The organism is Gulosibacter sp. (assembly GCF_052090685.1).
In the GTDB taxonomy this organism is placed as follows: domain Bacteria; phylum Actinomycetota; class Actinomycetes; order Actinomycetales; family Microbacteriaceae; genus Gulosibacter.
The window spans coordinates 89,241-103,160 of the sequence record NZ_JBQDBE010000012.1 but is presented as its reverse complement, the minus strand read 5'-3'; the positions used below and the strand labels follow the sequence as shown (position 1 = coordinate 103,160).

The 13,920-nt window shown below is 59.9% G+C and carries 13 protein-coding genes; 4 read left to right on the top strand and 9 right to left on the bottom strand.

Annotated features, from left to right (window positions below; all coding sequences use genetic code 11):
* Positions 1-68 precede the first annotated feature (68 nt).
* A complete protein-coding gene (locus ACTHXA_RS09635; protein ID WP_441671769.1) occupies positions 69-1,136 on the top strand; it encodes a 2,3-butanediol dehydrogenase in 1,068 nt (355 codons plus the stop codon).
* A gap of 107 nt (positions 1,137-1,243) precedes the next feature.
* On the opposite strand, the gene ACTHXA_RS09630 is transcribed toward ACTHXA_RS09635, so the two are convergent.
* From ACTHXA_RS09630 to ACTHXA_RS09595, 8 genes are all read right to left on the bottom strand, one after another.
* On the bottom strand, positions 1,244-2,236 hold the full coding sequence (locus tag ACTHXA_RS09630) for an MDR family oxidoreductase (protein WP_441671767.1): 993 nt from the start codon (positions 2,234-2,236) through the stop codon (positions 1,244-1,246).
* Positions 2,237-2,366: 130 nt separating this feature from the next.
* On the bottom strand, positions 2,367-2,549 hold the full coding sequence (locus tag ACTHXA_RS09625; protein WP_441671765.1) for a hypothetical protein: 183 nt from the start codon (positions 2,547-2,549) through the stop codon (positions 2,367-2,369).
* On the bottom strand, positions 2,542-3,309 hold the full coding sequence (locus ACTHXA_RS09620) for a DsbA family oxidoreductase (RefSeq protein ID WP_441671763.1): 768 nt from the start codon (positions 3,307-3,309) through the stop codon (positions 2,542-2,544). Before ACTHXA_RS09620 ends, ACTHXA_RS09625 begins: the two co-directional genes overlap by 8 nt.
* A gap of 40 nt (positions 3,310-3,349) precedes the next feature.
* A complete protein-coding gene (locus ACTHXA_RS09615; protein WP_441671761.1) occupies positions 3,350-3,481 on the bottom strand; it encodes a putative transporter small subunit in 132 nt (43 codons plus the stop codon).
* Positions 3,481-5,238 (bottom strand): sodium:solute symporter family protein, encoded by a 1,758-nt coding sequence (locus tag ACTHXA_RS09610; RefSeq protein ID WP_441671801.1) that lies wholly within the window; start codon positions 5,236-5,238, stop codon positions 3,481-3,483. Before ACTHXA_RS09610 ends, ACTHXA_RS09615 begins: the two co-directional genes overlap by 1 nt.
* A 599-nt stretch (positions 5,239-5,837) precedes the next feature.
* Complete coding sequence (locus tag ACTHXA_RS09605; RefSeq protein WP_441671759.1) at positions 5,838-7,409, bottom strand: polysaccharide biosynthesis tyrosine autokinase; 1,572 nt, start codon at positions 7,407-7,409, stop codon at positions 5,838-5,840.
* A gap of 125 nt (positions 7,410-7,534) precedes the next feature.
* On the bottom strand, positions 7,535-8,110 hold the full coding sequence (locus ACTHXA_RS09600) for a YdcF family protein (protein ID WP_441671757.1): 576 nt from the start codon (positions 8,108-8,110) through the stop codon (positions 7,535-7,537).
* Entirely contained in the window at positions 8,091-8,675 is a 585-nt protein-coding gene (locus ACTHXA_RS09595) for an arsenate reductase/protein-tyrosine-phosphatase family protein (RefSeq protein ID WP_441671755.1), read from the bottom strand. Before ACTHXA_RS09595 ends, ACTHXA_RS09600 begins: the two co-directional genes overlap by 20 nt.
* A 169-nt stretch (positions 8,676-8,844) precedes the next feature.
* Here ACTHXA_RS09595 and ACTHXA_RS09590 point away from each other — a divergent pair, with 169 nt between their 5' ends.
* The 3 genes from ACTHXA_RS09590 to ACTHXA_RS09580 are packed head-to-tail and all read left to right on the top strand — an operon-like array spanning position 8,845 to position 12,738.
* A complete protein-coding gene (locus ACTHXA_RS09590) occupies positions 8,845-10,029 on the top strand; it encodes a glycosyltransferase family 4 protein (RefSeq protein WP_441671753.1) in 1,185 nt (394 codons plus the stop codon).
* A 26-nt stretch (positions 10,030-10,055) separates the two neighbouring features.
* A complete protein-coding gene (locus ACTHXA_RS09585) occupies positions 10,056-11,399 on the top strand; it encodes a flippase (protein ID WP_441671751.1) in 1,344 nt (447 codons plus the stop codon).
* The gene (locus tag ACTHXA_RS09580) at positions 11,392-12,738 is read left to right on the top strand and encodes an O-antigen ligase family protein (RefSeq protein WP_441671749.1); all 1,347 of its coding nucleotides are present in this window, start codon (positions 11,392-11,394) and stop codon (positions 12,736-12,738) included. The genes ACTHXA_RS09585 and ACTHXA_RS09580 overlap by 8 nt, the downstream gene beginning before the upstream one ends.
* 41 nt (positions 12,739-12,779) lie before the next feature.
* Here ACTHXA_RS09580 and wecB read toward each other — a convergent pair whose 3' ends face one another.
* Positions 12,780-13,919, bottom strand: coding sequence for a non-hydrolyzing UDP-N-acetylglucosamine 2-epimerase (wecB, locus tag ACTHXA_RS09575; protein WP_441671747.1), 1,140 nt, complete (start codon positions 13,917-13,919; stop codon positions 12,780-12,782).
* Position 13,920: the final 1 nt, after the last annotated feature.

The window sequence follows — 13,920 nt, the reverse complement described above, 5'->3', positions numbered from 1 at the left end:
GGCGTGGATGCGCCGTACACAGCGGTGCGCCACGTCACCAATTCGATTCCGAATCTAAGGAGCACACGATGAGGGCAGCACGCTACTACGGTAAAGAAGACATCCGTATTGAAGACATTGACGAACCCACCGTTGAACCCGGCACGGTAGGCATCAATGTCGCCTGGTGCGGAATTTGTGGCACCGACCTCCACGAGTACATGGACGGCGCAAATTTCGTCCCGCCGCAGGGACACCCGCATCCAATCTCGGGAGAGTCCGCCCCGGTCACCCTCGGCCATGAAATGTCCGGCGTTATCTACGAAATCGGCGAAGGCATCACGGACCTCGAGGTTGGCGATCACGTCGTCGTGGAGCCCTACATCATCAGCGATGACGTCGACACCGGTCCCGAGAGCACCGATTATCACATCTCGCCCAATATGAACTTCATCGGGCTTGGTGGCCGCGGTGGTGGCCTCGCCGAGAAGATCGTGGTTCGGCGCCGCTGGGTGCACAAGATCGACAAGTCCATTCCACTCGACGAAGCCGCAGTGATTGAGCCGCTCTCTGTGGGTGCTCACGCTGTTGAGCGCTCGGGCGCAAAGGCAGGTGACGTTGCGATCGTCGGTGGCGCTGGCCCCATTGGGCTCCTCACCGCGGCTGTCCTCAAGGGCATTGGGGCAACGGTGATTATGTCCGAGCTCAGCGAGCTGCGCCGTCAGAAGGCGCTGGATGCGGGCGTTGCCGATCACGTCTTTGACCCGACCCAGGTGGACGTCGCCGCGGAAGTTCGTAAACTCACCGACGATCGTGGCGCCGATGTTGCGTTCGAGTGCACGAGTGTGCAGGTCGTCGTCGACACGCTCATGGATGCGCTTCGCCCCGGCGGTGTGCTCACCATCGTGTCGATCTGGAGCCACAAGGGAGAACTCGACTTCCAAAAGCTCGTGCTCAAGGAGATCGACCTTCGTGGCACGATCGCCTACGTCAATACGCATCCGGAAACGATCAAGCTCGTCGAAGAGGGCAAGATCAACCTCGAACCCTTCATTACCGGCAAGATCGCTCTCGACGACCTCATCGATAAGGGCTTCGATACCCTCATTAACCACAACCACCCCGGGGTTCAGATCCTCGTCTCCCCCGGGGGTTAAGGAGTGTTTTTCGTTATTTTCTTTTCTTTGGGGGTACGCAGCACCTGCCACCCCACTTCTGTCTCACGCTTGCCCTGGTGGCGGCGCACTCTTCAGCCGCCGCTTATTCAGGCGTCGACGTCGACCACCGTTCGACCGCGGGTTTGCCCCGCGAGGATTCTCTCGGCGTACGGGATGGTGTCCGCAAGTCCAATCGTCGTGGTCAGTTCGTCGACCTTGGCCAGATCCAGCCGATCCGCGAGCGTCGTCCAGGCGCGTTCCCGCAAATCACGCGGCGCGTAGACCGAGTTCGCACCGGTGAGCGTCACTCCGCGCAGGATGTACGGCAGGACTGTGCCGGGAAGATCGGGGCCTTGCGCCAGACCGCAGGTTGCAACCGTGCCGCCGTACTTGGTTTGGGCGAGGACGTTGACCAGGGTGGTGCTGCCCACCGAGTCGATCGCACCAGCCCAGCGTTCCGATTGCAGCGGCTTGCCCACTTCGTCCGAGAGCTCGCGTCGATCGATGATCTCGGATGCTCCGAGCCAGCGAAGGTACTCGCCCTGCTCGTCTTTTCGGCCGCTTGAGGCAACGACGCGATACCCCGCGCGGGCGAGCAGCGCGATCGCAATCGATCCAACGCCGCCGGCCGCACCTGTGACGAGCACCTCGCCGCTGTCGGGAACCACCCCGACGTCTTCGAGCTTGAGCGCCGCAATCGCAGCGGTGAACCCCGCGGTACCGATTGCCGCAGCACGAAAAGGGCTGATTGATTCGGGGAGTCGCACCAGCGCATCCGGCCGCACGCGCGCGCGAGTGGCAAAGCCACCACGGAGCGTTTCGCCAATGCCGTCCCCGTTGAGCACCACTTCCTCACCCACAGCCCAGTCGGAAGAATCGGACCGAGTCACTCGGCCCACGATGTCGATGCCCGGAATTGCCGGATAGGAACGCAGGATCCCGCGGTTCGCGAGCGCCATTCCGTCCTTATAGTTGTAGCTCGAATAGAGCACGTCGAGTTCGACCAGCTCGCCGGTCGCCTCGCCGTCAAGCAGCTCCGCTTCCTCAGCTTCGACGACGCGGGCTTCGGCGCCCTTGGATTCGATTACTACTGCACGCACGGGTGAAATCCCTCCGGTCTATTGCGACAACCTAAATGTCTCGGTCTCCGTTGCAGTGTCTCAGTCGCTGACTCACAGTTGCTGAGTCACAGTTGCAGCGTCAAAGTTGCAGACGCTCAGTGGCCGAGTCCTAGTCGCAGACCCCGTCGACCGAGCAACTTGTGCCCGATGCGTCGCCAAAGAGAGAGTTGAGCGCGGGCAGCGTTGCGAGTTCGATCGGTGCCTCGGTTTCTGCAATTGGAGCAACTTCCGGCACGGTGTCGACCGCTGCGATGGCGTTAATCGGTGCGACAGTCTCGTCCGAGTTACTCATTGTGCTCTCCATGCGCGCCGTTCTGACCGGTGCCATCGCCCGCCGCATCGCTCGCCTCAGCACCGCTCGCTTCCGCAACCAACGTCCGCAGGGCCTGGCGGTAGGCATCCACTTCCATCGCGCCCGGCGCCGCATACTTCTGGTTGAACACCATGAACGGAACCCCGGTCACCCCGAGCTGGCGGGCGCGGGCAATGTCCTTTGCCACCGCATCCTCATACACGCTCGACTCGTTGAGTGCTTCGCGGGCGACTTCTTCCGTGAGGCCGACCTTGACCGCTTCGGCAACGAGCGCATCCTTGTCGAAGACGCTCAACTCATTCGTAAAGTAGCCGCGCTGCAGGGTCCGAAACAGTTCATTGCCCCGGCCAATCGCCGCGGCGGCCTGCACGAGGCGGTGGATGGCACGCGTATTCGCCATCGGGCGATCCGTGGCATAGGGCAGGTCGATCGCCCCGGCCAGACCTTGAATCTGCTCCTCCATCTGGCGCACCGTGGCCTCCGGCCGCGAGAGCTTCTTCACGAGGTGCGCAATATTGTTCTCGGCGCTCTCCATTTCCGGCGCGCTTGGGTCGAGTTCGAAGGAGTGGGCGTAGATCTGCACAACGTCCTCGAGGTTCTCGGCACGAATGGCTTCCTGCAGTCGTCCCTCACCGACATAGCACCACGGGCATACGACATCCGTCCAGATATCGATGGTGATGGGTTCGGATGCGGTTGCCTTCTCGGCCATATTGCCTCGCTTTGTGGGGATGGTCACTCAATAGATCCCAACGCCCACTCCCCCGCAATATTCCCCGCTAAATGATGTCGCGGCCTTCCTTGCGCGCCTTCCACCAGTCGCGCACGAACGCTCCGACGATCACTGCGAGCGTGCCCGCGACAATCACGGGCCACACCATTACATAGGCGGTCATGAGAAAGGTCTCCATTACGCCCTCCCTTCAAGGTCATTCGAATCAGATGCTTTGCCTCGAGCTGCCCGAACGGCGTTTCGATCCGTAGCGCCGCGGTCGGCATCCCGATTCGCCTCGAGGTGGGTCGATACCGAGGCATCCACCTGCTTCGGTGCATTCACCGCCGCAGGTACTACCTCGGTGTCACTCGTGTCGAAGTCACCAGTTCGCTCAGCGATAAGCGCGAAGTCGAACGGTTCCTTCTTGCTCATGACGGTGATCGCCACGCAAACGATCGTCGATACCGAATAGGCAATGAGCGATGCCGACAGGATGGGATAGGTGTGCAGGAAGCCGATCGCGAACGGTGCGACCGCGATCGTACCGATCGACGCGATGATGATTGCCCAACGCTTCCCGATGAAGCCGAAGAGCATGAGCCCAACCACCACGCCAGCACCGAGGGTTGCCAGTACGTCGGAGATGATTGCGACACCACCGGTGAGTGCGATCCACTCGAAGCGCACCGGCAAGAAGAACGCGAGTGCGGTGAGTACTGCTGCGGTGAACGCCACGTTGGTCACGCGGTTCCAGTAGAAGCTCGCGATCACCGGGAACACCAGCGCACCCCACAGCGCGCCCACGAACACGAGCAGGTCAAGGATATTCACTTGCGATCCCGCAAAGAACAATCCAGCTCCGATCGCAACGATCATCGTGATCCGGCCAATCATCACCATGACCCGCGGGTTGGCGTTCTTCTTGCCCGCAATGTTCTGGCCATAGACATCCGTCATCATGATCGACGCGAGCGCCGTGAGGTCAGCATCGGCGGTCGAGGAGAGTGAACCGATGATCATCACGAAGAACACCCCGAGCAGCACCGGCGGCAGGTAAGTCGCCGCCATCTGCGGAATCAGGTTATTCACATCGCCGCCCATGGGCTGGATACCCGCGTAGAGGGCGATCACACCGAGCATCCCGATGCCGATAATCGTCGCGCCGTACCCGATCGTCGCGGTAACGAAGGTCTTCTTGATGTACTTTTCCTGCACCGCAAAGAGGCGCTGCGCGATCGTCTGATTACCGATCGCATATGCGAGCACCGCCGCGATATAGGGCGCACCCTGGTTGAAGAACGCGTCCGAAGAGAAGAAATTCTGCTGCTGTGGAGTGAGGTTTTGTTTGCCCGTCTCGAAGAGTTCCGGGCCACCTGCGGCGAAGAACACCACCGGAATAATGATGATCACTGCCCCGAGCATCAGGATCACCTGCATGAAGTCGGTGAGGACGGATGCGCGGAATCCCGACCAAATCGTATAGAGCAGCACGCCCGCCGCAATGCCGATGATTCCCTGGCTGAAGGTGAACGGCGACAGCATGGAGATCAGCGCACCACCAGCGATGAGATTCGAGGTGAGGCTAATGACGCTGCCGAGGATGTTCGACCCGGCGAGCATGAGCTGGCTCGAGCGGCCGTGCCGCGCAAACATGACCTCCGCGATCGTGTGCGCGCGCGGCGCGACTTTTCGGATTCGCCGGCCGAAGGGGTAGATCATGAGAATCATGAGGGCACCCCAGAGCCCATAGTGAATGGGGCCGGACACACCGTAGGTGTAGCCAGACGTGGCGGACGCGTACATTGACGCCGCCCAGATCCAGGTCGCGGTCATCGATGCCGCAGAAATGCCGTAGCCGATCTTGCCGCCACCGGTCATGTACCCGTCGGCGTTCTCCCGCTTCTTGGAGATGCGGATGGACATGTACAGGCTCGCTCCAAAGAACAGGAGCATGAGGGTCACCACGACGGGACCCGAGAGTTGTTGCAGGTTCTCCACCTAAGTACTCACTTTCGATTCTGAATTGAGGCCACGAGGGCCCGGGGACAGAAGCGAGTGCGCTAAGTGGGTGCGTTGAAGTGTGGTTTCTTCGTTGAGTACCAGACGATGTGACGCGGACGGAGTTGAATCTGCCGTGCGGGTGGCATTGGAACCTTTCTCTGCTCAGGCGGGATTGAGGCGAACTAACCTGGATTACTGCAGCGCGATGGTGCGTGCGCGAGCAACCCGGAGTGCATTTCCTTTCGGACAGCGTCGTGTGTTGACAGTGCGTTGCCATCGCCAATTACCGGCCCCAAGTGTTCGTGCTGAACACTCTCGGTCAGTAGTTCGCATGGCCAACTAGTTCGATGCCTTCGGAGGGGCGATTACGGCAACCCTCTACCCGCGATGTCCGCGAGTGGCTGGGCTAGCTTAGCAAATTGAGAATTTCAGGCGGTTTTCCTGAGCACTTCCCGGTATAGGTCGCGCGACTCCCGCGCGATGCCGCACGACTCGAGCGGCAACTTCAGCGACAGATTTCGCTCGCTCGCAGGTCGCGCTCGAAAGGCGCGTCAGCGGGTCCGACGTGCCGCGACGGTGGGTCGCTGCGCAACGGGCTCATCGGAGAGCAGCGAATCGAATTCGCTCTGCGCCGACACCACCGAAGATGCGGATGCACTGGTCACCTGTCGTTTGCGGGTCTTCTTACTCAGTATGAGTGCGTCGACCGGATCCTTGACCTTCTCGTGTGCAATAGGAGCGTCCTCGCCTACTTCGGAGTCCTGTTCGTAGGCGTAGCCATACGTGCCATAGCCGTACCCGCTGCGACCTCGGCCCTGCACCTTGGTGAGGATGATGCCGAGTAGGCGACTGTCCACCGCATCCAACCGTTCAATCGCGCCGGTCAATTCTTGCCGCGTGGTCTGTCTCGCAGCGGCGATGAGGATCGCACCGGTTGCGTGCCGCGAAAGTACCGCGGCATCGGCCACGGCGAGTAGCGGCGGCGCATCAATGAGCACGTAGTCGAATGATTCACTGAGCGTGTTGATGACCAGTTCCATCGATTCTGAACCGAGCAACTCGCTTGGATTCGGTGGAATTCGTCCGGCAGGAAGCACCGTCAGCCCGTCAACACCCCAGGGCTGCAAAACATCTTCCAGCTCAATCGAGCCAATCAGGACATCGGTGAGGCCGACGGCTCCTTCGAGACCCATCATGGTCGCCACCATCGGCCGCCTCAGGTCTCCGTCCACGAGTGCGACCGAGGCACCGGCATCGGCAAGCGTAATCGCGAGGTTTGCGGCCGTGGTCGTCTTGCCCTCCCCCGGCCCCGGGCTCGTTATCACGAACCGACGAGCTCCGTCATAATTCAAGAACTGCAGGTTGGTGCGAATACCTCGGAACGCTTCTGCCTTGGGACTCCTCGGATCATCATGCACGATGAGCGGTTTTGTCGTCGATTCCGAGGCCTTGGAGATCCCGCCGAGGATCGGGGTTTCGGTAACCCCCTTGACGTCGGCAACGGAGTGGATGCGGTTATCAAGCAGCGTGCGCAATACCGCGATCGCGATCCCTACCATGAGTCCGAGCACAAGCCCCAGCACGAGATTCAGCCGCAAATTCGGGCTCACCGGTGCGGGATCTGCGATCGCGGGCTGAATGGTTTTGACCAAGACGCGACTTTCATTGCCCGCATCCGTCTGTTCGAGTTCATTGACCGCGACATCGATGAATACCGTGCCGATCGCATTGGCGATTTCGGCAGCCTGGTCCGGGTCTTCGTCAGTCACGAGTATGTTCAAGAGCACCGAGTCCGAGGGGGAACTCGTGACCACTTGCTCCGCGAGCTCCGTACTCGTCATGTCCAAGTCGAGGTCCTCGACGACTCGATCGAGGACGATTGCGCTCGGGACGACGTCAACATAGCTGATCACCGCATCCCTAGCGAAGCTCGTACCCTGGACCAGGTCACTGGTCGCGGTCGCCTCGCTCGTGCGTACCGACACGTAGAGCTGTGTTGTGGCCTCATACTTTGGGGGCGTCACGAGCGCAAGACCGAGGCCGGCCAGTACGCCTACGACACTCAACGACACGATTAGCAGCCAGTGTTTTCGCAGAATGTTCAATACTTCGCGCAGTTCCACGGTGCCGCCTTCCACGCATCGTTGTGTTTCCAGGGATTAGTAAAAACTCAGTATCAAAAAATGCTACCCGGCGCAGCAGGCCTAGAGCGGTGTCAAACCGTGCACGGTAGAGCAATTTGTGCTGGTCAGCACGATGAAATAAGCGCGAATTTGGCGAACGCGCCGGTCTCATAAAAGAACTGACTCAACACATACTCAGTCGGCCGATCAATGTCGTCATTGACCATCGCGATCTCGCCGTCGAAGCACCGAGCGAAATACAACTCGGCACGCATCATGTGCGTACGCATGGTCACTATCAGGACAGATTCCCAACCGTGTTCTTCAGCGAGTTGGCCAAAGGCTTGTGCTTCGCCCCGAGTCTCGTTCGGATCCGGAGAAAAACAGTGCACCTCATATTCCGCCGGATGGTCGCACATGCCAAGGTGCGCGGGTCGCTCGCCGGGTGGTTCCCACACGGACACGACCAAGACATCGCTGTATCCCTGCCGGATCAATTGCGTGGCCGTTGTTGTACGAAGTGGATCAGCCGGGCCCAGGATGACAATAGCGTCCGCCTGCACGGGCTCTTCCTCAACCGGTGGGAAGCGCAGGAAGTACACCCCCGCCGCGATCCAGAGCACTGTGATCCCCACGATGCCGAACGCAAATGCGGGCCAGAGGTGCAGCCGCGGACGTCGATTATCGCCAGTCGACTGCATCGGTGAAGTATCCGGTGATCATTTCTATCGCGGGCACGAGTTCGCCCGCGGCTTGCTCGTACACCTCGAAAGCGCGACCGTAAGGATCAATCACGTCATAGTCCTCCTGATGTTGCGGTCGCGGCTGCATCCCGCGCTTCAAGAGCGCAAGTTGGAGTGCCGCCGTTGCCGGATACGGCTGATCAGCAACCGAGCTCCTTACTTTCAGGATGGACATGCTCGTCACGAGCGCCCCAAATTCACGCACGGTAAAGGTCCGCCGGCTCGCGTTCGGCACGAGTTTTGCGACTCGTCGGCGGTGCGTCCGGTCAAGTGTCAGGATGAGGTCTGCCGCAGTCACGTCTTGCGCCCGAAGCTGTCGAGCGCGGTGCGATTCGGGCTCTTCGACGCCCACTCGCCGCGCGACTTCGAGCCCGGATTCGGTCATTGGCTGCCCCTCGATCGCGCGCACACCGACACTCAGCACGGTCAGCCCGGCGATAGGAAGCTGCTGCTGCAATAGCCGTTGCGCAATTGGGGAGCGACATATATTCCCCGTGCAGACAGTCAATATCCGTAATGCCATGCAAACACCTCATCGTGGAACAGCAGCTGAAATAAACGCTTTTGTTCGATCTCTGCTCGTACCACAAATCTTAGCGCCGCTTTCGCAGCAAATACCTTTCCATCAGCGAATATTTCGGTATTGTAAAAAGTATGGAGATTCTCGCAATCTCGACGTTGAAGGAAACAATATGCCTGGCATTGCAGATGCGCGCTCGACAACACGACGCGTTGCCGTACTCACCCCATTTTTCCCACCCGCGTATCGCGGCGGTGGGCCTATTCAAACGCTGGTTGCGCTCCTTCACGCGGCGACTGACGAGACAGACGCACGAGTCGTATGTCTCAACGCCGACCTCGGCGACAACTCACCATTGACCAAGCATCCCAACCGGTGGCAAGCAGCCTACGGCACCACGGTCTGGTACGCGACACCGAGGCTATTACCGATCTTGAAGGCACAACGCGCGGTAATTAAACACCATCACCCGGAATTAGTTTATATTAACAGTTTCTTTGATTCGGAATTCTCGGTTCTTCCGCAAATCCTGCGAAAGCTGGGACAGTGGCATAACGCCACCTTCATGCTCGCACCACGTGGCGAGTTGCATTCCGGTGCACTGGCCATTAAATCCGGTAAGAAGCGCGCATTTATTCGCATGTATAAATTCTTTCGACTGCACCACGGAGTTATTTGGCACGCTTCAACCGAAATTGAGGCAAATGAGATCAGGCGTGAATTCGGGAACAACGTTCGCATTGTTGTAAAAGAAAATGAAACCTCGCTCCCAATCACCGCGCACGTGCGATCGCCGCGGCAACCCGGCCCGTGCCGCTTCGTATTTTTGAGCCGCCTTGTCGAAAACAAGGGTCTGCACATTGTCTTGGCAGCGCTCCAACAGCTGGACGAGCCGGTGTCCCTGGACGTCTACGGCGGGTATGAGGATGCAGCCTACGAGGCAAGGTGCGCCGCACTGCTCGACGCGCTACCACCACACGTCACGGTAACAATGCACGGCGCGGTGGACCGCGAGCGTGCCTTGCATGCATTGCAGTCAGCCGACGCGACGCTCTTGCCCACAGTCACGGAAAATTTCGGACACGTCATTGCCGAAGCACTCTCGCAATCCTCGCCCGTGTTCTGTGGCAAAAACACGCCGTGGACAGAAACCTTGGCAAGCGGCGGCGGCACGGTCATCGAACCGCGCGAAGTGGACCAGTGGGCGGCAGCAATGCGTGCTTTTCACACCCGCGGCGAAGCGGGTTGGCTCGAAGCGTCTCGCGATGCCGGCCAAGCGTACGAACGCTGGCGCAATGAAGACAAGGGCCCGCACGTGTTCGATCTCATCCGCGAACCGCTCCCGGCCGCACGCTAACGCGACGCTACATTCCGACTCCCGCCATGGCATCTTCCACTCCGCGATCCGGAACCGGCTCCAAGCCGGGTCCGAGCCTGACCTCAGATACCACCGCGCTGTTTGCGCTCAGAGTCATCGGTACCGGAGTTCCCCTCATCGCGATCCCGGTGATGTCGCGCGCGCTCGGCCCCGCGGGCTACGGCGAAGTGGCCATCGGCCTCGCGGTGTACTCGCTACTCGCCACCGCGAGCATGTACGGATTCCTCATCAGTGCAAATCGCCAAGTCGCGCTCGCAGACGGCGACCGCACGACTATTCAACGCACGATCCAAAACGTGCTCACCTACCAACTGATACTTGCCGCGATCGCACTCCTTGGATTTCTGGTAACGCTCATCTTCGTCCAGATCCCCTGGCGGCTGCAGATCATGGTGCTCGCTTCGATTGTCTCGATCCTCATCGGCGCATTCTTCCCGAGCTGGGCGTTTCAGGGACTGCGGATGCTCAAAGAGGGGGCCGTGGTCGAGGTCGCGTCTCGCCTGCTCATGGTCGGGATTCTCGCGCTGCTCGTGCGCACTCCGGAAGACACGCTGCTCGCATTTTTCACCCAGGTCTTCTGGGTCATTCCGGCTGGAATCTACGCCGTAATCCGGTTCGGCGTCAAGGGCTTCTATACGCGAAAGCGACTCGTCACCAGAGCAAGTTTCCACTTCACGCTCGCGGACGGGCTTGCACCATTTCTCAATAACGTCTTTTTCAATATCTACACCGCACTCAATACCGTGATTCTCGGCGCGATCGCCGGGCCCGCATCCGTCGCGAATTACACCGGTGCCGACAAACTCACGCTCGCGGCACGCATGCCGGCCGACCCCATCCAACAGGCAGTATTTCCGCGCCTCGTTCGATCGCTCAACGAACACGACCAACCCGCCTCAGCCAGGCTTTCACGCATCCTGTTCTGGTCCACGTTAACCGTGATGAGCGCGGCAACCGTATTCTGCGTGATTTTCGGACCAGCAGTGCTGCACTGGTATCTCGGACCAGGATACGAACTCGCGGGCGATATCGTCCGAGTCCTCGCGCTCGCACTTCCGCTAGTGGCGATTGCGAGCTGGGCCGAAACGCTCTTACAGGCGGCCGGCCATGCACGCCGCTCCACGATCGGTGTTGGCGCCGGATTAGTCGCGCACATCGTGTACATCCTGCCCGTCGTGCTGTGGCTCGGTGGCATCGGTGTCGCGATCGCCGTGGTCATTACCGAAGCGATCATTACGGCCGTCATGCTGTTGCAGTTGCGAAAAGTCAGTCCGCGTTTTTCGGTGGTTTCGCTCTTCCCCGTAAAACCCTCCGGCTCGGAGGTCACGGTTGGGGGCAAGGATGACTAACCCATCCCAGCTTCGCAGCTCTCAGCCAAACACCCAACCGGCCACCGGGCCTGCGCTGGCCGCGAGAACCGCCTCCCCCACCTCCAAGGCGCTCATTGCGATCATCAACATCGCCACCTTTGGACCGTATCTTTCGGCCAATATCCGCACGGAACAACTCGCGGTCTACGGATTCGTGCTGCTGCTCACGCCGTTGATTCTGCGGCGCTCGGTACCGAGCATGGGTCTCGCGTTCATGCTGCCGTGGATCGCCTACGTGCTCATCTCCTTGGTCGGAATCGCTGCCCCAACACGGGTCTCCGCAGCGTTCGCGAGCGGCAGCGTGCTTGCCGGTCTCGATAATGTGCTGTTGCCGCTTGTGATCATGCTCCTCATTTGGGCTGCGATACCGATCGACGACGCCGAATCAATGTTTTTACTCGTGCTCAAGATCGTCGCGGTAGCCATGGCATTCAACGGCGCCCTCGCGATCATGTCGACGTGGCTTGAGCTTTCGCCGATACTGCAACCGTTCTGGGGTGGGTCCGGCGAGTTCTATGTCGCGGCGAATTCCGAACAAATGGGCCGGTATACGGGTATCTTCAACCAGCCAGCGGAAGCGGGAGCGCTCTACGGCATTGCGGGCCTCGCGACTGTTTACGCGTGGCGGCACCGGATGCTGTGGCAGCTGCTCCTCATCACGTTAATTTCGCTGGGTGGGTTACTGAGCGTGTCCAAGATTTTCGTTCTCGGAGCGCTGCCGATCGTGTTAATTTACTGGATCTGGAGTCAGCGTGGCCACCGGAAACTGACGTTGCTCGTAGGGCTTGTCACGATGATCTTCACCATTTTAATGTCAGGGATACTCGCAAATTGGACCGGTGCCGAGTACCTCGGGCGACTGTTCGAGACCCAGGACGGTGGTTTGCTTGATCTCTACAGCGCGGGTCGCTTCACCGAAGACTCAATGTTCAATACCGTGGTTGCCGAAGCGCTGCGGGTCAACCCCATCAGCGGTGTCGGCGCAAGTGGCTGGCAGGCACCCTACGACGGATTCATCGCCGAAGCCCTCGTCGTCGGTGGCATAGTCGGGTTACTTTGCCAGCTTGCGGTGCTGGCGGGGTTGTTCTGGCTCTCGTGGCGGCTCGCCGGGCGCGAACGGATCTTCGCGTTCCTATTCGCAGTACTCACGGTGGGTGCCGGGCTCGGATTCGCGCCGCTCACCGCGAATCGTGTCTCGACAATTTCGTGGTTGATCATCGCACTACTCGTGCTGATTGCGCAGAAGAGAGCTGCCGGCACGGCACACGCGGCCGGCACGGCCACTCGAACGGATCCGTCAGCTCACCCAGAAATCTAGCGCTCATACTGGCCCGGACACCGACCCGAGCACGCGCGAAGTTACACGCCCCAACTCCCTCGCAGCAGCCCGAGTCTGCGCACGTGGCTGTGTGCCGTCGAAAGTATGAACGACACCGCTCGCGTCGAGGTGTTGTCGATCTCGTATTCGGCCGGCGCTATCCTCGGGGCGCCCGCTTGGGCGAGTGCAAACCTCACCCCTTCGAGTACCGGTCCGGGTGCGAGACCGGTCGTCACGATCACGCCCGAGTCCAAGGACTCCGGTCGCTCGATGAAGTCACGCATCGTGACCGCCGGAAAACCCAGGATTGAGGACTCTTCGCTGATCGTCCCGCTGTCCGAAAGCACGAGCTTCGCTTCCAGCTGCAGCTTGATGTAATCGTGAAAGCCGAAGGGCGCATGAAACGTGATGCCGTCTTTTGCTTGTGACTCGAGCACTTCGAGGCGCTTGCGCGTCCGAGGATGGGTCGATACCAGGATCGGCAAACCGTACTCCTCGCGGATCGCGTGTAAAGAATCGAGTGCCTCACGCAAACGACCCTGCAGATCAACGTTCTCTTCACGGTGAAGACTTACGAGGAAGTACCCGTTTGGCGTGAGCCCCTGGCGATCAAGGACGTCGCTCGCATTGATCTCGGTGAGGTTCTGTTCGAGCACCTCGCGCATCGGTGACCCGGTCAGCAAGATTCGTGACGAGTGGATGCCCTCCGCCAGCAAATTGCGGCGCGCATGCTCGGTATACACGAGGTTATAGTCGGCCACGTGGTCGACGAGGCGACGGTTCGTCTCCTCGGGCACGTTGTCATCAAACGAGCGGTTGCCAGCTTCCATGTGAAAGACGGGCACGCGCATCCGCTTCGCGATCACCGCCGAAATGCAGCTATTGGTGTCACCGAGCACAAGAAACGCATCGGGTTTCTCTTCCAGCAGCACGACCTCGGTTTTCTGCAGGATCGATCCAAGCGAAGCTCCGAGCGAGGACGTATCCGCCCCGAGGAAGTGGTCGGGCCGACGCAATCCGAGGTCTTCAAAGAACACTTCGTTGAGTTCGTAATCGTAGTTTTGCCCGGTGTGTACCAGTATGTGATCGGTGTGCTCATCAAGGAGCTTGATCGTCGCGGACAACCGAATGATCTCGGGCCTGGTCCCCACCACCGTCATTACTCGAAGTCGTTCGACCATG

What these genes read in the sequence shown, in the direction of transcription:
- ACTHXA_RS09635 (WP_441671769.1), top strand. Translation starts at nt 69, where the DNA reads ATGAGGGCAGCACGCTACTACGGTAAAGAAGACATCCGTATTGAAGAC.
- ACTHXA_RS09625 (WP_441671765.1), bottom strand. Translation starts at nt 2,549, where the DNA reads ATGAGTAACTCGGACGAGACTGTCGCACCGATTAACGCCATCGCAGCG.
- ACTHXA_RS09615 (WP_441671761.1), bottom strand. Translation starts at nt 3,481, where the DNA reads ATGGAGACCTTTCTCATGACCGCCTATGTAATGGTGTGGCCCGTGATT.
- ACTHXA_RS09610 (WP_441671801.1), bottom strand. Translation starts at nt 5,238, where the DNA reads ATGCTCCTGTTCTTTGGAGCGAGCCTGTACATGTCCATCCGCATCTCC.
- ACTHXA_RS09600 (WP_441671757.1), bottom strand. Translation starts at nt 8,110, where the DNA reads ATGCAGTCGACTGGCGATAATCGACGTCCGCGGCTGCACCTCTGGCCC.
- ACTHXA_RS09595 (WP_441671755.1), bottom strand. Translation starts at nt 8,675, where the DNA reads ATGGCATTACGGATATTGACTGTCTGCACGGGGAATATATGTCGCTCC.
- ACTHXA_RS09590 (WP_441671753.1), top strand. Translation starts at nt 8,845, where the DNA reads ATGCCTGGCATTGCAGATGCGCGCTCGACAACACGACGCGTTGCCGTA.
- ACTHXA_RS09585 (WP_441671751.1), top strand. Translation starts at nt 10,056, where the DNA reads ATGGCATCTTCCACTCCGCGATCCGGAACCGGCTCCAAGCCGGGTCCG.
- ACTHXA_RS09580 (WP_441671749.1), top strand. Translation starts at nt 11,392, where the DNA reads ATGACTAACCCATCCCAGCTTCGCAGCTCTCAGCCAAACACCCAACCG.
- wecB (WP_441671747.1), bottom strand. Translation starts at nt 13,919, where the DNA reads ATGGTCGAACGACTTCGAGTAATGACGGTGGTGGGGACCAGGCCCGAG.